This window comes from Haloferax sp. Q22 (assembly GCF_001482285.1).
GTDB lineage: Archaea > Halobacteriota > Halobacteria > Halobacteriales > Haloferacaceae > Haloferax.
Genome location: NZ_LOEP01000014.1, coordinates 75370 through 93153, shown reverse-complemented (window position 1 = coordinate 93153; position 17784 = coordinate 75370). Strand labels below are relative to the sequence as shown.

Annotated in this window: 16 protein-coding genes; 10 read left to right on the top strand and 6 right to left on the bottom strand. The window is 67.1% G+C overall.

The genetic code is table 11. The features are described 5' to 3' along the window. A complete protein-coding gene (locus AM590_RS04780; protein WP_082677666.1) occupies positions 1 to 1467 on the bottom strand; it encodes a sodium-dependent transporter in 1467 nt (488 codons plus the stop codon). 360 nt (positions 1468 to 1827) lie between these two features. Between AM590_RS04780 and AM590_RS19775 the strand changes: the two genes are divergently transcribed. Then, a complete protein-coding gene (locus tag AM590_RS19775; RefSeq protein WP_253805862.1) occupies positions 1828 to 2055 on the top strand; it encodes a hypothetical protein in 228 nt (75 codons plus the stop codon). 268 nt (positions 2056 to 2323) lie between these two features. Here AM590_RS19775 and AM590_RS04775 read toward each other — a convergent pair whose 3' ends face one another. After that, positions 2324 to 3064 carry a helix-turn-helix domain-containing protein gene (locus AM590_RS04775; protein ID WP_058826472.1) on the bottom strand — a complete coding sequence of 247 codons (741 nt, stop codon included), beginning with the start codon at positions 3062 to 3064 and terminating at the stop codon, positions 2324 to 2326. A gap of 241 nt (positions 3065 to 3305) precedes the next feature. On the opposite strand from AM590_RS04775, the gene AM590_RS04770 reads away from it, so the two are divergent. Continuing rightward, positions 3306 to 4223: a DUF106 domain-containing protein gene (locus tag AM590_RS04770; RefSeq protein WP_058826471.1), complete on the top strand. Its 918-nt coding sequence runs from the start codon at positions 3306 to 3308 to the stop codon at positions 4221 to 4223. A gap of 105 nt (positions 4224 to 4328) precedes the next feature. Further along, positions 4329 to 4757: a hypothetical protein gene (locus AM590_RS04765; protein WP_058826470.1), complete on the top strand. Its 429-nt coding sequence runs from the start codon at positions 4329 to 4331 to the stop codon at positions 4755 to 4757. A gap of 14 nt (positions 4758 to 4771) precedes the next feature. Here AM590_RS04765 and AM590_RS04760 read toward each other — a convergent pair whose 3' ends face one another. Both AM590_RS04760 and AM590_RS04755 read right to left on the bottom strand, forming a co-directional pair. Beyond that, positions 4772 to 6721: a chloride channel protein gene (locus AM590_RS04760; RefSeq protein WP_253805860.1), complete on the bottom strand. Its 1950-nt coding sequence runs from the start codon at positions 6719 to 6721 to the stop codon at positions 4772 to 4774. Positions 6722 to 6809: 88 nt separating this feature from the next. Then, positions 6810 to 7175, bottom strand: a complete 366-nt coding sequence (locus tag AM590_RS04755) for a hypothetical protein (protein ID WP_253805858.1) — start codon at positions 7173 to 7175, stop codon at positions 6810 to 6812. Positions 7176 to 7477: 302 nt separating this feature from the next. Here AM590_RS04755 and AM590_RS04750 point away from each other — a divergent pair, with 302 nt between their 5' ends. The 6 genes from AM590_RS04750 to AM590_RS04725 all read left to right on the top strand — a co-directional run bounded on the left by AM590_RS04750 (position 7478) and on the right by AM590_RS04725 (position 15885). Beyond that, positions 7478 to 8197 carry a hypothetical protein gene (locus AM590_RS04750; RefSeq protein ID WP_058826467.1) on the top strand — a complete coding sequence of 240 codons (720 nt, stop codon included), beginning with the start codon at positions 7478 to 7480 and terminating at the stop codon, positions 8195 to 8197. Positions 8198 to 8358: 161 nt separating this feature from the next. Next, entirely contained in the window at positions 8359 to 9825 is a 1467-nt protein-coding gene (gene secY / locus AM590_RS04745) for a preprotein translocase subunit SecY (RefSeq protein ID WP_058826527.1), read from the top strand. Positions 9826 to 9948: 123 nt separating this feature from the next. Then, complete coding sequence (locus AM590_RS04740) at positions 9949 to 12378, top strand: amino acid permease (RefSeq protein ID WP_058826466.1); 2430 nt, start codon at positions 9949 to 9951, stop codon at positions 12376 to 12378. A 146-nt stretch (positions 12379 to 12524) separates the two neighbouring features. Continuing rightward, positions 12525 to 13247 (top strand): V-type ATP synthase subunit D, encoded by a 723-nt coding sequence (locus AM590_RS04735; protein WP_058826465.1) that lies wholly within the window; start codon positions 12525 to 12527, stop codon positions 13245 to 13247. A gap of 68 nt (positions 13248 to 13315) precedes the next feature. Beyond that, positions 13316 to 14104 carry a rod-determining factor RdfA gene (gene rdfA, locus AM590_RS04730; RefSeq protein WP_058826464.1) on the top strand — a complete coding sequence of 263 codons (789 nt, stop codon included), beginning with the start codon at positions 13316 to 13318 and terminating at the stop codon, positions 14102 to 14104. After that, positions 14101 to 15885 carry an archaea-specific SMC-related protein gene (locus AM590_RS04725; RefSeq protein ID WP_058826463.1) on the top strand — a complete coding sequence of 595 codons (1785 nt, stop codon included), beginning with the start codon at positions 14101 to 14103 and terminating at the stop codon, positions 15883 to 15885. The genes rdfA and AM590_RS04725 overlap by 4 nt, the downstream gene beginning before the upstream one ends. Positions 15886 to 15940: 55 nt before the next feature. Here AM590_RS04725 and AM590_RS04720 read toward each other — a convergent pair whose 3' ends face one another. Together AM590_RS04720 and AM590_RS04715 are read right to left on the bottom strand one after the other, a co-directional pair. Next, positions 15941 to 16645, bottom strand: coding sequence for a hypothetical protein (locus tag AM590_RS04720; RefSeq protein WP_058826462.1), 705 nt, complete (start codon positions 16643 to 16645; stop codon positions 15941 to 15943). A gap of 58 nt (positions 16646 to 16703) precedes the next feature. Beyond that, positions 16704 to 17315, bottom strand: a complete 612-nt coding sequence (locus AM590_RS04715) for a hypothetical protein (protein ID WP_058826461.1) — start codon at positions 17313 to 17315, stop codon at positions 16704 to 16706. Between the two features lie 193 nt (positions 17316 to 17508). Here AM590_RS04715 and AM590_RS04710 point away from each other — a divergent pair, with 193 nt between their 5' ends. Then, complete coding sequence (locus AM590_RS04710) at positions 17509 to 17748, top strand: hypothetical protein (protein ID WP_004978002.1); 240 nt, start codon at positions 17509 to 17511, stop codon at positions 17746 to 17748. Positions 17749 to 17784 lie beyond the last annotated feature (36 nt).

Sequence of the window (17784 nt, the reverse complement as noted above, 5' to 3'; positions counted from 1 at the left end):
TCAGTCGTCACCTCCCGGGACCGCCGCGGAACCGGACGGTGGCTCGTCGCCGACGACGCTCATCACGACCGTGCTCACGACGACGAGTGCGCCCATGAACGCGACGCCGAGCAACATCAACCGCTGGTTCGCGGTTCCGATGCTGGAGTAGACGCCGTAGCCGAGGATGAACATCATCACGACGGGGATGACGTACTTCACGACCGGGTTCCACCACGAGCCGACGTAGATGCCGGCGTTGCGGTTGAGGTCGAGCACGCGGGCGCGCTCGGGGCCGAACTTCCACGCGACGAGCGCGATGATAGACAGCGTCGCCAGCGGGAGGCCGAAGCTTCCGAACATGAAGTCCATCCGCCCGAGGAACGCCGAGGAGTAGGCACTCGGGAGGCCGAGCACCCAAATGGCGCCACAGGACGCGAGCACGGCACCCGTCCGCGAGAGGCGCGTCTCCTCGGAAACCGTGGTGACGGCGACTTCGGTGATGCCGAGGCCGGAGGTGAACGTCGCGAAAAAGAAGGAGACGAAGAACACGATGGCCCACAGACTCCCGCCGGGGAGTTCGGGGAACACTTGCGCCATCGAGATGAAAAGCAGGTTCGACCCGGCGCTCGGTTCGAGTCCGAACGCGAAGACGACGGGGAACGTGGCGAACACCGCGAGCAGACCGATGCTCGTGTTCCCGATCGCGGTGAACAGGCCGCCGCCGAGCGGCACGTCGTCGTACCGGCTGAGATAGCTCCCGTAGGTCAGCGCGATACCCCACCCGAGACCCGTCGAGAACAGCGCCTGACTGAGCGCCGCGACCCACGTACTGCCGCGGGTGAGGTAGCCCCAATCGGGCGTAAAGACGAACGCGACTCCCTCCATGCCGCCGGGGAGCGTGACGCCGCGAATCGAGACGGCCACGAGCGCGACGACGAGCAACGGAATCATCCACTTCACGACGCGCTCGATGCCGCGGCGGATGCCAAACACGAGAACGCCGGCCAGACCGGCCATCGTTACCGTGTGCATCCCCACGACGAGCGCCGGGTTGTTGATGAATCCGTCCCAGAACGCCTGCGGCTGGAACCCCGGCTGGGTGAACGTCATGAGCACCGAGTGACCGGCGTAGTAGAGCGCCCAGCCGATGATGGGCGCGTAGTACGACATCAGCGCCACGTTGACGATGAGGACCACGAGGCCGAGGCCCTGCGCCCGCTTGCTCCCGAGAACCTGCTTGAACGCCCCGATGACCCCATTGTTCGTGTAGCGGCCGATCATCGTCTCGGCCATCAGTCCGGGAACCGCGATGAGGTACAACAGGAGGATGTAGGCCACGAGGAAGGCGCCGCCGCCGTTTTCGCCCGTCGTAAACGGCATGCGCCAGATGTTGCCCGCGCCCACCATCGCGCCGAGCATCGCCATGAGGAAGCCGAACCGGCTTCCCCACTCCTCTCTCGCCGTTCTCGCCTCTGAGTCTGACATGATAATCCTACCCAGACCCTTGAACAGAAGGTAGTTATACGGATGTGCTACTATGGTCGGGGTCGTCAATGAAAAATTCATATGAACGCTGTTATAATGGATTTGGCATTTCAACTATATCCGGATAGCAAGCCATTTCAGGACCTCTATTATGAGATTGAGAATCCAGTATCAAACATCAACGTCTGGGAAATTTCGGTCCGAATCATCGGTCGGGCCGTATCATAGTCGGGGATGAATATATAACCACGAAGCGGACACCACCGGCATGGTCACGACCAGCGACGAGCGGGCCGAAGGCAACCGGACGCCGGGAGACGAGCGCGGGACGAACCACGAGTCGGAAACACGTCGGTGCGCGTGAGAGACGAGCAGACGGACGAACTCGAACGGGCGGTACTCGCGCTTCTCGACCGCCGAGGGGCGACGCCGATAGACGAGATACTCTCCGGAGTGGACGGACATCCTATCGAGATAGAACACGCCTGTAGCCGACTCCAGCAGGCGGGCGAACTCCGAAGCCGGAGTTGCGGCGTGTACGCTCGCGCGACCTCTCACGAGGACAACCCTCCCATGGACAGACACTAGTATAACTCACCCTCCACCGAGGACTCAGCCATGACGAACTCAGTCACGGGACGACTGTCGGCCCAACGGTGCCCGGAGTGCGGTTCGGAGACGCAGACGAGACACGGAATCGAACGCTGTACTGACTGTACGTGGCGGGCGCCACAGGGGGCCGACTGAACGGAAAGACGCTGTCGGTACCGCAGACGCGACCCGTCGAACCGACACCACCGTGTCCGGAGTAAACTAGAGAGAAAGTTATCGAATTGAATAACGAGCGGCGGCGGCGTTACGGAGTTGACTCCGCGTACTGGTTGAGGAGTTTCGCCTCGGCCTTCCGGAGATGTTCGAGCAGCGTGGTTTTCGAGATGTCGAGTTCGTCGGCCAGTTCCCGCGTCGTCGTCGCTCGCGGCCACGTGTAGTAGTCGCGCCGACAGGCCAGTTCGAACACCTCGCGCTGGCGGTTCGAGAGTTTGTCCAGTTGGTGCGAGACGTGGTTTTTCGCGCCGGCGACGGAAGTGACCTTGGTGACGATGATTTCGGCCTGATTCGCCGCCTCCAGCGAGTCGAGGCGTTCGCGGAGGTCGGCCCGGTCGGCGGTGTCGATGACCGGCCAGTACTCCCAGCCGTCGTCGACGCGGACGGGCGCGTCGTGGACGAAGCCGTGTGATAGAAGCGAGTCGGTCATGCTGTTTTCGGGGTCGTACTCGACCATCAACTCCCGTGTCGTGTTGCCGACGTTCGACGCGCCGTTGTCGAACTCGTGGCGGGGACTCAACTCGGAGACGGAGTCAGTCAACCGCGACCGCTCGGTCGCGCGGACGAAGTTATCGATGTCTTCGACCCGGTCGGCGTAGACCGTGAAGTGTCCCTTGACCGTTTCTTCGGGCGTGTTGTACACGGTGTGGGCGGTGACCCCGGCGTCGACGTTTTCCGTCACTTCCAGCGTCCAGCAGTCCGGGTGCCAGACCTTGAGCGTGAGTCTGGTCGGACCCGTGAGTTCGGAATTCGGTGCGCTAGCGTTCGACATATGACGACGATTACGCCCCGCGAAGTATATATTCAACCGACCATGGGAGGCCGATATGTCGAGCGCGACCGCTCGTGTTCACCGACGATTCCGAGCCGAGGCCGCGTATCAAAATCGAGAACAGACCGGTCGGTGCGACCGCGGCCATCGATTCGGAAGACGTCGAGTCGACGGCTGTCGCCGAGTCTGCGTTCCGCCAGAGGGAAGCGTTGATAACGACCGCTCGAATAGGGGCGAGTGAATGCCCGCAGACTCCCTAGAGACGTTACTGGACAATCCGGCGATGCGGGAGGCGCTCTCGGTCGTCGTCGAACGGTCGAAACAGGGGACCGAAGAGCTCCGCTGGCGTGACGTGAACGACGCGCTGTCGAGCGGTCAGTGGGGTCGCCTCATCGAGCGGGGCGTCCTGACCGACGCCGCGGCCGGCGGCTTCGTCCTGTCCGACTCCGACCGAATCGCCTCGAAACTGCAGTCGCACGACTCCGGCACTGAAGACGAGAGCGACGACGCCGAGTCATCGTGGTCTCGGTGGGACAAGCTCGGCGCGCTCGGCGTCGTCGTCCTGTTCGCCGGCTACTCGAACGCCGGCATCCGAAACGCAGTCGCCGGCATCGACAACGTCGTGCTCGGGCCGCTGGCGCACTCGATACCGTTCTACGCCGTCGTCATCGTCCTCGCCGCGGCCACCGGCCTCTACTCAACCGTGATGCAGGACCGACTGAAGGACACGGCGCTCCTCGAACGCCACCAAGCCCGGATGGACGACTTGAAGTCGCGCCGGGAGGCGGCGAAAGAGCGCGGCGACGACGACGCCCTCGAACGCCTCGAAAAAGAACAGATGGAGGCGATGGGCGACCAGTGGAGCGTCATGAAAGCGCAGTTCAGGCCGATGGTCTGGATAATGCTCGTCACCATCCCGGCGTTCCTCTGGATGCGCTGGAAGGTCCGCGGCGGCCACATCGCCGCCGGCTCCGCACACGTGATTCTTCCCCTCGTCGGACGGGTCGGCTGGCAGGACGCCGTCTTCGGGCCCATGCCGGCGTGGATCATCTGGTACTTCCTCTGCTCGTTCGCCGCCAGACAGCTCTGTCAGAAGTATCTCGGTATCGACCCCTCCGGGACCGCCCGCTCGGACCCGGAGTCCACGAGCTCTTCCTGAGCGACGCGAACTGCCCACTCGAACCTCAGCTCGCGCCACCTTTGACAACCCCTTAGGGAATTTCAAACCGGTTCGTATATACCGACGCCGCGACGAGACTCCGGCATGGACCGCGACGAATTCGAGCGGCGAGAGCCGAGCGACTCGCCCGCGACGACACCCGAACTCGACGAGGCGGAAATCGAAGCGCTCGTCGAGTACGTCGAAAACGAGCGCGACCGCGGGGCGCCCAGCGGACACCGCCGCAGGGGCGAGACCCGCGACGCCGATGACATCGGCGGCGGTGGCGACCGCACCGACGGCGTATCCGGCCGTGAGGCGGCGATAGAGCGCTTCCGCGGCCCGGACGAGGTGCTCACGAGAGTCGTGCCGCACGCGGGCTACCTCGAAGTCCACAAGCGGACACCGTGCGCCGAGGGCTGTGCGTCGTGCCCGCACGGACCTGCCGTCTACCACGTCCGGTGGGAGCGCCACCCCGGCGGAGAGAACCGGCTCCATTGGATTCTCATCGGTCCCGAGGTCGGCGCGAACTGATTTTCCGCCGCTGGTCAGCGGTCGCCCGCCGCGGCAGGGGGAGTCGCCCGCGAGTCTGACTGCGCTCGCTCGTCCCCCCGGCGACAGCGAGTCGGTTCGACCGCCGACTCGATGGGGATATCGTCGTAGGCGTCGAGCACGTCGCTCCGCGTGATTATGCCGACGACCTCCGCGCCGTCGACGACCGGGACCCGACCCACGTCGGCGGCCTCCATCGCGTCCACGACGTGGAGGAGGTTGCTGTTCGGCGTCGTCGTGACGACGGGCCGCGTGCCGACCTCCTCAACCGGCGGGTCCGCCGCCGGGCCGTCGTCGCCGTCGGCGCTCTCTATGTTCTCGGTCAGGTACTCCTGGGCGTCGCTCTGGACGACGATACCGGCGAGCGACTCGTCAGCCTCGACGATGGGGAGCCCGCCGTGGTCGGTGTCGCAGAGCCGTTTGACGGCCTCCGAAAGCGGCGTTCCCGCTCGGACGGTGTCGACGGCGCTCGTCATCACGTCGGCGACGTGGACGTCTTCGATGCTCCCGATGCGGCGCTCTTGGACCGTGTAGCCGAGGTCGCGGAGCTTCTGCGTGTAGATGGTACTGCCGTTGAGGAGGTAGCTCGCGATTTCGCTCCCGACGACGCTGACCATGAGGAGCGGGAGGATGATGGTGTACTGGCCGGTGAGTTCGAAAATCATGATGATGGCGGTGAGCGGCGCGCCGGCGGTCGCGGCGAAGATGCCGCCCATCCCGACCAACGCGTACGCGCCCGAGGGAGCCGTCCCGGGGACGAGCGCGTGGACCGCGAGGCCGAACGCGCCGCCGACGGTGGCACCCACGAACAGCGACGGCGAAAACACGCCGCCGGAACTCCCACTGCCGACCGACAGCGAGAAGCCGACCGCCTTGAGGACCGCCAGCGCGACGAGCGCACCGAAGAGGAAGCCGCCGTCGATGCTCCGGTGGACGACGCCGTAGCCGACGCCGAGCAGGAGTCCGGCGGCCGTCCCGGGGGCGACGCCGAGGACGACGGTGCCGACGAGGACGCTCACGCCCAGCAGGAGCCCGCCCAGCGCGGGCTTGAGATAGCCCGGCGCATCGAGGCGCTCGAAGACGTGCTCGACGCCGTAAAGCAGTTTCACGAGGCCCGCGCCGACAAGGCCGACGACGACGCCCAAAAGCAGATAGATGGGGAGTTCGACCGCCGGTGTCACCAACTGGTAGGACGCCGGCACGAGGAACTCGCGGATGCCGGGCGTCGGCGAGAACTCCAGAATCGGGCGAGCGACCGCCGTCGCCGTCAGCGCAGCGAGAACGACCGTGATGACGTGGCCGAGGTAGTACTCCGCGAGGAGGATTTCGAGCGCGAACATGATGCCCCCGATGGGCGTGTTGAACGTGCCCGCGATGCCGGCGGCCGCCCCCGCCGCGACGAGCGTCCGGGTGTGCCGCGACCGGACGAACCGGCCGAAGAAGGACCCGGCGGCACTCCCGATTTGGATGATGGGCCCCTCGCGGCCGAGCGACGCCCCGCTTCCGATGGCGACGCTCGACGCGAGCGTCTTGTACAGGGCGATTTTCGGGCTGATGCGGCCGCCGCGGTTCAGCATCGCGTCGAGGACGCTCGGCACGCCGTGGCCCTTGACCGCGTCGGTCGTGAGCAGGACGACGACGCCGACGAGGAGGCCGCCCAGCGCGGGGATGGCCGCGTATCGGAGCGACCCGAGCGGGGACAGGAGGTCGAAGGCGTTGGTCACGGGCACGAGCGCGAACGAGACGTTCCCCGGGTTGAGCGAGGTGCCGTAGAGCAGTTCCTGGACGACCCAGATACCGACCCGGAAGACGACGGCACCCAGCCCGGCGACGACGCCGATGGCGACCGGCAGCACGTTCATCGCGATGTCTTCGTACCGCGGTTTGACCTCCGCCGTCCGTATCGCCCTGCGGGCCCGCGCTCGCAGGGTAGACTCGTCACTCACGTCGTGGGGCATCCGAGTCAATCTTGCGCGATAGGGTGTTAGTCAGTTTCGCTTCGAACACCCGGGCGGCGAGCGGCCGCGAAGCGGGTCAGGGGGCGGCGCACACGAGCGCGGCGTGCGTCGCGACGACGCAGCCGCCCGCGAAGACGCCGACCAACATCAGGAGATGACCCGCGCCGAGGTCGAATGACACGCCGACAAGCCACAGCCCGACGAGGACGCCCGCGGACTTGGTGGGGTAGGAGAGGCCGCCACGCGCCGCGAGCTGCAACAGGCCGGTACAGGCGACGCCCAGTAGGAGGACGCTGGCGACGGCGTCGTCGCCGACCTCCGCCGAGGGGCCGCGGAACACGACGGCCGCGACGGCGAGCGCCGCCGGCGACGCGAGGTCGACGCCGAGCGTCGTTCGCGCAAGCGAGCGTTCGACCGGCAATCGTGACTGTGTACTCGTCATGGTTGTCGAGCGCGCACCCGCCGACGCGATGCCGAAACAAGGGGGGTGCGTCGGATGGGGTGTCGCTTGTCGAAGCGGTCAACGGTGACGACACCGGGCAGGCTAAGCCACCGAAGGGTGCTATCGAATCGAAGACGACGGGTAGCGGTTGGCCGCTTCGTGCGCCGTGGAACACGGCAATCAGGGCTTTCGCGTGGACGCTTATAGTCTTTTTCAAGTACTAACTTCTCGAAACAACCGACAACCACTAAGCGATTGCCAAACCGAAAACGACACCGCGACTGACCGAACACAGCACACCGATGAACCGCGATTCCGTTTCCCGTCTCACTCGTCTCGCCACCGCGCTCGGAGCCGTCCTCGTCCTCGCCGGACTCGCCGTGCAGGTCACGACGCTCAGACTCGGACTGCCGCACCTCCCGTGGGAGCTCCAAGCCGCGAGCGACGCCGAGGTGCTGGGCGTCGGTCTCTGGTGGGTCGCCGTCGCAACTCGGCTCGTCGGACCGCGGCGCGCTCGGCGACGCGTCGGCCCAGAACGCGACCCCGAACGCGACGCGGTCTTCGTCACCCGCGGACTGCTCGACGCGCTGGTGGACCGGGCGGCTCGCGCCGAACCGAGTCGGGAGTCGCTGTCGCTCGGAACGACCGCCGCGGCCGAGTTGGACGGGGCGAACGCCCTCGATGCGGCCCGGCCGGTGTTCAGCCACTTCGTCCACCCGAGCGCCGGCGCGGCGGTTCGGGGCATCTTCGGCGTCGACCTCTCGACCGCGCCGGGCCGGACGCCGGGGCAGTTCGTCTCGCACCCGTGGGGGCCGCTGGCGCCGACGAAGCGCGACACGCTCCGCGAGGTCGTCCTCGTCTCGGTCCCGCCGTGGGACGACGACTGCGTGGCCGCGTTCGACCGGGCGGGGCGGCGGCTCCCGCTCCGCGTCGTCGACGCGGAACCGCACGATTCGCTCGACGTGGCGGCGGTGGCCGAGCCCATGGCCTCGGCGCCGGCGACGACGCCGGCTGACGGATAGTCACCGCATCGATACAGTTATTGGCGACGACTGGCCACGACTGACTGAACCGCCGATTCGCGAGCACAGCGACGGCGTCCCGTGCGGACGTCGCTCGCGTAGTGACGACGCCGGTCGGCGCGACAGACCATGCAATCGCCAACAGCCACTCGCAATCGACCATGAGTTGGAAAGACACCGTATCGCCGATCCTGAGCCGGATGCCCGCCGTCTCCCGCCCGGAGGGACACGTTCCGTTCCGCCGAAAGCTCGGCTGGACCGCCGGGATTCTCGTCCTGTACTTCTTCCTGACGAACGTCACGCTCTTCGGCGTCGGGACGGGGAGCCAGGACATCTTCGGGCAGTTCCGCTCCATCCTCGGCGGGGGACAGGGGACCATCCTCCAGTTGGGTATCGGTCCCATCGTCACCGCGAGCATCGTCCTGCAACTGCTGCAGGGCGGGGACATGCTCGGTCTCGACACGGACGACCCGCGCGACCAAATCCTCTATCAGGGGCTCCAGAAACTACTCGTCTTCGGGATGATCGCCCTGCAGGGCCTGCCGGTCGTCTTCGCCGGGGGCTACCTCCCGGCCGACCCAGCGGTCGCGAGCGCCCTCGGCGTCGGGACGGTCGGCGTGAAGTGGCTCATCTTCGCCCAGATATTCGTCGGCGGCGCGCTCGTGTTGTTCATGGACGAGGTCGTCAGCAAGTGGGGCGTCGGCTCCGGGGTCGGCCTGTTCATCATCGCCGGCGTCAGCCAGCGCCTCGTCGGCGGCCTCTTCGCCGACCCCGCCTTCGGCGCGTCGACGACCGGCATCGTCTCCGAGTGGGTCCACGTGCTCGCCGGGACCGAGACCGTCCCGTCGCTCGCGACGGCGAGCGGGATACAGGCGCTCCTGTTCGGCGTGGGCGGGGTCGTCCCGCTCATCACGACGGTGCTCATCTTCGGCATCGTCGTCTACGCCGAGAGCGTTCGCGTCGAAATCCCGCTCTCGCACGCCCGCGTGAAGGGCGCTCGCGGTCGCTTCCCCGTGAAGCTCATCTACGCGAGCGTCCTGCCGATGATTTTCGTCCGCGCCGTGCAGGCGAACATCCAGTTCCTCGGCCGGATTCTCAACAGTCAGTGGGCCGGCATGCCCGCGTGGCTCGGCCAGTACACGAGCGGACAGGTCACCGGCGGTCTGTTCTACTACCTGAACCCGATTCACGCGCCCAGCCAGTGGATGTGGTGGCTCGGATCGGCGTCCCAAGAGCCGTGGCAGCTTCTTGTCCGCGTCGCCATCGACCTGACGCTGATGCTCGTCGGTGGGGCCATCTTCTCCATCTTCTGGGTCGAGACCGCCGACATGGGCCCGGAGGCGACCGCGCGGCAGATTCAGAACTCCGGGATGCAGATACCCGGGTTCCGCCGCAACCCGCAGGTCATAGAGCGGGTCATGGAGCGGTACATCCCGCAGGTGACGGTTGTCGGGGGCGTCCTCGTCGGCCTGCTCGCCGTCATGGCGAACATGCTCGGCACCATCGGGGGCGTCTCGGGAACCTCGCTACTCCTCACGGTCTCCATCACGTACAAACTGTACGAGGAAATCGCGGAGGAACAGCTCATGGAGATGCACCCCATGATGCGGACGATGTTCGGCGGGTAGTGCGCCGGGACGCGCCCGGTCGAAAAACACCCGTATTTCGCGGGTTAGAACACGGCGACGGCGGCTCGAACGCGCCCCCTCGCCCATCGGGGTTTTTGTGTCCACCCTTCGAGGGTTCAACTGATGGCCGACACGCAATCGACCACGGGGAGCGGCGACGCTCCCCCAGATGAGTCGGTGGAAACGCAGCTCTCGCGCGACATGAGCCTCGCCGATATCACGTTCATCGGCGTCGGCGCGATGATCGGTGCGGGCGTCTTCGCGCTGACGGGATTCGCGGCCGGACTCGCCGGCCCGGCGCTCACGATGGCGTTCGTACTCAACGGGATGGTGGCAATGTTCACCGCGGTATCGTACGCCGAACTCGGAGCGGCGTTCCCCGAGGCGGGCGGCGGCTACCTCTGGGTGAAAGAGGCGCTCGCCGACCCCAACGGCTTCTACGCCGGGTGGATGAGCTGGTTCGCCCACGCCGTCGCGTGCGCGCTCTACGCGGTGACCTTCGGCGTCTTCCTCACCGAGTTCTTCGTGGTGTTCGCCGGCCTGCCAGACGGGTTCGTCCTGTTCGGGCTGTTCGACCGCCTGCTCGTCGAGAAACTGCTCGCGGTCGTGATGGTGCTGGCGTTCGCGTACATCAACTACCGCGGGGCCGAGGAGACGGGGAAAGCGGGCGTCGTCGTCACGACCATCAAGATTCTCATCCTCGGCGTCTTCGTGGTCTTCGGCATCCTCGCGACGGTGCGCGAGCCGAACTGGACGGCGACGTTCTTCGACAGCCCGTCGTTCGCGCCCAACGGCCTCGTCGGCGTCATCGGCGCGATGGGCTTTACCTACATCGCCTTCGAGGGGTACGAGATAATCGTCCAGTCGGGCGAGGAGGTCGTCGACCCCGGCACCAACGTCCCGAAGGCGGTGTTCTACTCGATGGCCATCGTGGTCCCCATCTACGTCCTGGTCGCCTTCGCCGCCATCGGCGGCATCGACGTGACCGCCGAACTCGCGGGTCGAGCGGGGCTATCGACCGCCGCGCCGACGTGGCAGGTCCTCGGCAACCTCGGCGAACTGGGCATCATCGAGGCCGCCGGGCAGTTCGTCCCCTACGGCGTCCCGCTGCTCCTGTTCGCCGGACTGGCGGCGACGATGAGCGCGCTCAACGCGACCATCTACTCCTCGTCGCGGGTGTCGTTCGCCATGGGGCGCGACCGCGTCCTCCCGGGCTTCTTCGGGCGCATCCACGACGACAAGCGGACGCCCCACTGGGCAATCGGCCTCTCGGCGGTCCTCATCGGTCTCATGGCCGTATCACTCCCCATCGAGAGCGTCGCGGCCGCCGCCGACATCATGTTCATCTTCCTGTTTATCCAGGTGAACTGGACCGTCGTCAAGATGCGGGCGACCCACCCCGACCTCCCGCGGACGTTCAAGGTACCGTACATGCCGTGGCCCCCGCTCGTCGGCATCGTCCTCCAGTTCATCCTGACGCCGTTTTTACTCCTCGAACTCGGTCTGACGCCGGGACTCGGCGCGGGTTCCGAGGGCTTCGTCGCGCTCGTGACCACGGCCGTCTGGATGGCGCTCGGGCTGATGGTGTACTACGGCTACTCCGAGGGCAAGGAGGCCGAAAAGCTCGAAGCGGAGACCCCGACCGTCGTGACCGAACGTGCCCCCGAGCGGCGCGAGTCGCAGGTGCTCGTCCCGATTGCTAACCCGGAGAACGCGGCGCAGTTGATGCGCACCGCCATCGACGTGGCGCGCGACCGCGACGCCGAGATTCTCGTGATGAGCGCCGTCGAAGTGCCGTCGCAGACGCCGATTTCGGAGGGGGAGCGGTTCGTCGGGGAGAAGCGCGAGACCATCTCGGCGGTGATGGAGCTGGCGACCGACGCCGACGTGCCCGTCAGCGGGACCGTCAGGCTGGGCCACGACGCCGGAACGGCCATCCTCAACACCATCGAGGAACACGACAGCGACGCGGTGTTGATGGGTTGGCGCGGCCGGGGACGCCGCCGCGACTACATCCTCGGGAGCAACGTCGACGAGGTCGTGACCAAGGCGACCTGCGACGTGCTCGTCGAGCGCATCGGCCCGACCGACGGCGAGGTGGAATCGATTCTCCTGCCGACCGCGGGCGGCCCACACGCCGAGCTCGCCGCGGAGGTGTGCCGAGCCATCGCGCGGACCAACGACGCAACGGTTCACGTGCTGAACGTCGTCGCGCCCGACGCCGACGAGAGCGACCGCGAGGACGCCCGTCGACGGGTTAATTCGACGGCCGCGGCGGTCGGCGACGACGTTCGGGTGACGACCTCGGTCCGCGAGGGCGAGGACGTGGCGGCGGCCATCGTCGCCGCGGCCGAGGAGTTCGACCTGACGGTCATCGGAGCGACGAGAGAGGGACTGCTCCAGCAGCTCGTCTTCGGGGCGATTCCGGAGACGGTCGGCCGCGACGCCGCGAGCGCGGTCATCATGACGAAGCGCGACCTCGGCGTCATCTCGTGGGCGACGCGGTGGTTCAAGCGCCGCCGCGGCGACTACCACGTCCGGAACGACGAGTGAGCGACCTCACTCGCGCCACGGGAGCAGTCGCGCCGAGAGCGCGAACTTCGAGTCGATTTTGACAACGGCTTAGTCCTTGTCAAATTGAGCTGGCACGTGTCGGTCATGCAACTATATCTGTCGTCGGTGTGACGGGGGCGTAGACGATGACGAACCGGCGACACCGACGGACGACCCCGACGCACCGCGAGCTCCTCTCGGTGACCGACGAGTTGACGCTCGCGCGGAAGGGAGAACACATCCTCGAACGGCGGCGTGACAGCCTCGTCTTCGTCCTCCTCGACCTCTTGGACCGGTGGACCGACCTCCGGCGCGAGACCGACGAGGCGTTCCGCGACGCGGCGGAGCTCCACGTCTGGGGAGCCGAGCGAGAGGGCGAAATCGCGCTTCGCGCGCTCTCTGAGGCGCGGGACTCCCACACGGGGCTCATCGTCTCCGAGACGAAGCTCGTCGGCCTGACCGTCCCGTTTTTCCTGAGCACGTCGGCGCGGCGGTCGCTCGACGGACGGGGGTACGGCGTCCTCGGCACGAGCGCGCTGGACGACGAGCTCGTCGGGTCGTACGAGTCGGTCGTGGAGGACGTCGTCAGGCTGGCGGAGATGCGGGCTGTCCTCCTGCGCCTCCTCGCTGAGGTTCGGCGGCTTCGAGTCCGCGTCAACTACCTCACCCGGCGACTCATTCCGGAGTTGGAGGTGGAAAGACGGTACATCCGGCGGTACCTCGACGAGCGCGAGCAGGAAGAGCGCTACCGTCAGTTCCGGACCAAGCGGCGCAACGAACGGCGGGCGGCCGAACAACGGGAGAGCGACCGAGAGGAGGCCGAACAGCGAGAGAACGACCGGCGAGCGGACGACCGCGACCGCGACTGAACCGAGTCGGTCCGTCCGCCAAGCGTAGTCTTATTACCGTCGCGCTACCAGTCTCGTGCAACGAGACAATGTGCAAGGTCGACGTGGCAATCGAACGGTACGGGCTCGCCGCGCCGACCGGCAGGTACGACTCCGTCGACGACTACCTGCTGGCGCGGTGGACCGGGGCCGACGGCGGCGAGAGCGAGGGGTACAAGTCGCTCACGACCTGGTTCAACAAGCGACTGCTCGCGCGCGTCTACGAGCGGAACGACCGGGACGTGACCGAGGTGCGCCTCGAAGCGGAGTACGAGGCGCTCGTCGGCGATGACGACCTCGACTACGGGGACGTGGCCGCCGACCTCGCCACCGACGACATCGACGCCGACGAGGTGACGGGCGCGATGGCCTCGTGGAGCACGATGCGTCGACACCTCAACGAGTGTCTCGACGGCGAGAAGCCGACCGTCGAGGCGTCCTCCGACTGGGAGCGAAACAGTGTCGACATCGCGCGCGAGACGGCCAGACAGAAGGCCGAGTCGGCGCTCTCGTCGCTGGGGAAGAAAGGGCGGCTCGCCGGGGCCGAGGACGCCGGCGTCGACGTGCAGGTCAAGGTGTCCTGCTCGGAGTGTCCGACGCGGGTCCCGCTCGAAGACGCGCTGGACCGCGGGTTCGTCTGTCAGGAACACCACGTCGACACCGACGAGGCCGCGGAGAGGACCGTCCGCGAAACCGGCGTCGCGCCCGATGGCGGGGCCGACTCTGCCGGCCGGCTCCGGTCGGTACTCCCCATCGGCGCGCTCTCTAGTGTGACCCTCGCGTTCGGCGAGTTCTCCGGCGCGACGCTCGAATTCGTCGCGACCGTCGGGATGGCATGAGCTGGCGGCTCGACGTGGAGAACGTCGCCGGGATTCGACGCGGGAGTGCGACGCTCGAACCGGGGTTGAACACCGTCCGCGCGAGCAACTGGCAGGGGAAGTCGAGTTTCCTCGCCGCGATAGCGACCGCTTTCGGGACGGCGTCGCCGCTGACCGAGAGCACGGCCGAGGGGCGCGTCTCGCTTTCGACGGGCGACGGGGAGTACACAGTCGAATTGGCCCGCGACGGGCGGCGCGTCCGGACGTCCGGCGAGCCGTATCTGTCCGACGAGGTCGACCGCGTCTGTGCCGACCTGTTCGCGTTCCTCGGCGAGGAGAACGAGGTCCGCCGGGCCGTCCGCGAGGGCGACGACCTCGAACCGCTCCTGACGCGCCCGCTCGACTTCGAGGACATCGACGCGAAAATCGCCGAGGCCCGCCGCGAGCTCGACCGCGTCGACGAGGCGCACTCCGAGGCCAAGGACGCGGCCGAGCGCCTGCCGACGCTCGTCTCACGGGTGTCGGGACTCGAAGCCGAAGTCGACGAGTTAGAGGCGGAACTCGAGGCGTCCGCGGACGCGGCCGGTGACGACGAAACGCGCGAGGCGCTCAGCGACGCGCGCGCGGAGCGCTCCCGCGTCCAGAGTCGCATCGAGCGGCTTGAATCGACCGCCGAGCGGGTCCGCGAGCAACTCGAAGCGAACCGCGAAGAGCTCGACGGACTCGACGTGGGAGACGACGAGGAACTGGAGCGCGAACTCGACGAGGCGAAGCGGGAGCTCCGCCAGCAGAAGCGCGATATCGAACTCCTGCGGGGCGTCTACGACGCGAACCGCCGCGTCGTGGCCGAAGGACGGACCGAGTTGCTGACCGACGTGACCCACGGCCTCGTCGACGACGAACTCGCGTGCTGGGTCTGCGGCGCCGAGACGGACGCCTCGTCGGTGACGGAGCGCCTCGACGAGCTCGCCGAAAAAATCGAACGGCGCACCGCGGCGGCCGAAGCGAGTCGTGAACGCGTCGAGGGGCTGACCGAGCGCGTCGAGACGCACGAGAAGCGGCGCCAACGCGAGCGGGAGCTTCGAACCGAAGTTCGGGAGCTACGCGAGCGCCGGTCGGACCTCGAACGCCGCCTCGGCGACGCGCGCGAGCGGGACGATGAGCTCGCCGAGCGAGTCGAGAAACTCCGCGAACGAGTCGAATCAGATAGTGAACACGTATCCGATATCGAGAGCAATCTGAAGTACGCGAAAGCGCGGCTCGATGATGCGAAGGGCGAGCTCGAATCGGTCGAATCGAAGGCCGAGAATCGAGATAGACTCCGTTCACAGCGCGAATCCCTCACCGAGAAGATAACCAGTCTCCGGCGGCGGAAACGAGAGGTAAAGAAAGAGACACGTGACGCGTTCGACGACGCGATTCGCGAGATAGTTCCGCTGTTCGAGACGGGGTTCGAAAGCGCGCGACTGACGAGCGAGTTCGAACTGGTCGTCGCCCGCGACGGCCGCGAGGCGTCCCTCGACGCGCTCAGCGAGGGAGAGGTCGAACTCCTCGGATTGGCGACGGCGCTCGCGGGCTACGAGGCGTTCGACGTGGCAGATCGCGTTCCGGTCATGCTCGTGGACCGCCTCGGCGGCATCGCCGACGAGAACCTCGGGCGGCTGACCGACTACCTCTCGGGGACGCCGACGTATCTGGTCATGACGGCGTATCCGGAGCACAGCGCGGTCGAAGGACACGACATCGACCCTTCGGGGTGGTCGGTCGTCTCGGACTCGACCGCCACAAAGGAAGCCGAGTAGCCCCCGAGTCGACGGCGTTGGCGGCGTCGACGGTCGTGTTCGGTACCCACGGCCCTCACTCCAGCGTGAGCGAGAAGCCCCACGTCGCCTCCTGCCGCTCGTCGTCAGAAGACCCCGAGAGCCCGCCGGTGGCGAAGTCCGCCTCGAAGCGGAACTCGCCGACCGGGAGACAGCTCGCCTCTTCGTCCTCAGACTGCGCGACACCGTAGAGGTTCACCAGTTCCGACCGCGACTCGCCGGGTTCGAGCGAGAGAATCCGGTACTCCTCGGTCACGGCGATGTGGTCTTCGAGCCGCCAACAGCCCGCCTCGGCGGGGTATTCGCCGTCCGCCGGGAGGAAGATGAGGTCGTTCGTCGTATCCGAAACGTACTGGAAGAAGACGGTTCTCCCCTCGCCGACCTCGACGACCTCGTCGCTGGTGTTCGTCAGCGTGATGCGGACCTGCGGCGGGTGGTCGTCGTTCGCGAGGTCCTCCGTTATCTCGACTTCGTGTTCGACGGGTACGTCGGGGGCGTCGTCGACGCCGACGAGCGAGATGCCGGGGCCGCCGGACGGGCGAGTGCCGCCGGTTCCGTCGTCGGTGCCGTTTCCGTCCGGGAGGTCGTCTGTCGTGTCCGTCGGCTCATCAGTCGTCGTATCAGTCGGTTCGTCGTCAGTCGTCGCGCCGTCGTCCGACCCGCCGTCGCCGACACAGCCGGCGAGGAGACCGAACGAGAGGAGGGCGGTCGAACCGAGGAACGTGCGTCGTGTCAGGGACATACCCAGTAGTCGTCGCGCACGGGAATAACCCTACGCGAGAGTCAAATCGCAATTTGAGTCACGGGGCGGCGTCGCGGTGGCGACGGTAGTACTCCCACTCTGCGTCGGTGCCGTAGTGGACGACCAAGTCGGTCGCGGTCTGTTCGGCGACCCCCGACGCGCGCCTGAGCGCGGCGGTGTTCCGTTCGAGCACCGCGGCCGCGACGGCGTCCGCGCTCCCGAAGTGCTCGAAGAGCGCCCGCGAGACGCGGTCTCCGGCGTTCGGGACCGGCGCGCAGGCCGTCCGGATGCGCGCCCGCTCGGCCCGGTCGTCCACGCGGTCGACCCACGTCCGCGTCCACGCGGCGACCGCCTCGCGCTCGTCGTCCGACGCCGGCGGCTCGAACTCGCGGAGCGAGTCGTCGACGACGCCGCCAAACCGGGCCGAGACGGAGAGTCCACCCGGATGCGGGAGGACGTGCACGCCCGGCGAGTCGCCGGAGTCGATACCGACGAGCACCGCGGGGATGGACTTCTCGAAGCGGAGCGCGAAGTTCGCCGGCCGCGGCTCGCCGGGCGGGTAGATGACCCACTCGTCGCTCGGCAGTTCGACGCGCTCGGGGAGCCAGCCGAGCTCGTCGCTCTCGGCGGGGGCGGCGTCCTCAGTCGCCGGGTCTGTGTCGCGTGTCACGTCGGTCCCTCGGGTCAGGGGCGTCGGAAATCGACGCCGTTCGTCGCGTGGAGGGTCTGACCGGGCGCTGATAAGACACGCGGTTGCGACTGCCAGGCGACGCTGACTGTCACCATCGATGACCAGTTGCCGACCGGAAACCGCGATTACTCACACCCGGTCGCTCAAGTATGTCCAGCACGAACGCGCTTCTATGCCCGTCGTAGAAGTCAATCTCCCGGACGAACTGCTCGTCGAGTTCGAACAGCTCGTCGACGAAGAATTCATCAGCGAAGAACAGGCCGTCGAGGAGCTCCTCTCGATGGGAATGGACGCCTACGGTGCCCCCGTCGACGACGAGGACGGCGTCCAGTCCGACTTCGTCCAGAGCGCCCAGAACAACCTCTTCGACACCGCCGGCGACCCCGGTGGCCTCGACGACGACGTGCTCTGAGGCGGCGGCACTCCGCCTGAGCCCCCGGTATGCTGT

What these genes read in the sequence shown, in the direction of transcription:
- AM590_RS04750 (WP_058826467.1), top strand. Translation starts at nt 7,478, where the DNA reads ATGAACCGCGATTCCGTTTCCCGTCTCACTCGTCTCGCCACCGCGCTC.
- AM590_RS04735 (WP_058826465.1), top strand. Translation starts at nt 12,525, where the DNA reads ATGACGAACCGGCGACACCGACGGACGACCCCGACGCACCGCGAGCTC.
- AM590_RS04740 (WP_058826466.1), top strand. Translation starts at nt 9,949, where the DNA reads ATGGCCGACACGCAATCGACCACGGGGAGCGGCGACGCTCCCCCAGAT.
- AM590_RS04780 (WP_082677666.1), bottom strand. Translation starts at nt 1,467, where the DNA reads ATGTCAGACTCAGAGGCGAGAACGGCGAGAGAGGAGTGGGGAAGCCGG.
- AM590_RS04725 (WP_058826463.1), top strand. Translation starts at nt 14,101, where the DNA reads ATGAGCTGGCGGCTCGACGTGGAGAACGTCGCCGGGATTCGACGCGGG.
- AM590_RS04775 (WP_058826472.1), bottom strand. Translation starts at nt 3,064, where the DNA reads ATGTCGAACGCTAGCGCACCGAATTCCGAACTCACGGGTCCGACCAGA.
- AM590_RS04770 (WP_058826471.1), top strand. Translation starts at nt 3,306, where the DNA reads ATGCCCGCAGACTCCCTAGAGACGTTACTGGACAATCCGGCGATGCGG.
- AM590_RS04755 (WP_253805858.1), bottom strand. Translation starts at nt 7,175, where the DNA reads ATGACGAGTACACAGTCACGATTGCCGGTCGAACGCTCGCTTGCGCGA.
- rdfA (WP_058826464.1), top strand. Translation starts at nt 13,316, where the DNA reads ATGTGCAAGGTCGACGTGGCAATCGAACGGTACGGGCTCGCCGCGCCG.
- secY (WP_058826527.1), top strand. Translation starts at nt 8,359, where the DNA reads ATGAGTTGGAAAGACACCGTATCGCCGATCCTGAGCCGGATGCCCGCC.
- AM590_RS04720 (WP_058826462.1), bottom strand. Translation starts at nt 16,645, where the DNA reads ATGTCCCTGACACGACGCACGTTCCTCGGTTCGACCGCCCTCCTCTCG.
- AM590_RS04765 (WP_058826470.1), top strand. Translation starts at nt 4,329, where the DNA reads ATGGACCGCGACGAATTCGAGCGGCGAGAGCCGAGCGACTCGCCCGCG.
- AM590_RS04710 (WP_004978002.1), top strand. Translation starts at nt 17,509, where the DNA reads ATGCCCGTCGTAGAAGTCAATCTCCCGGACGAACTGCTCGTCGAGTTC.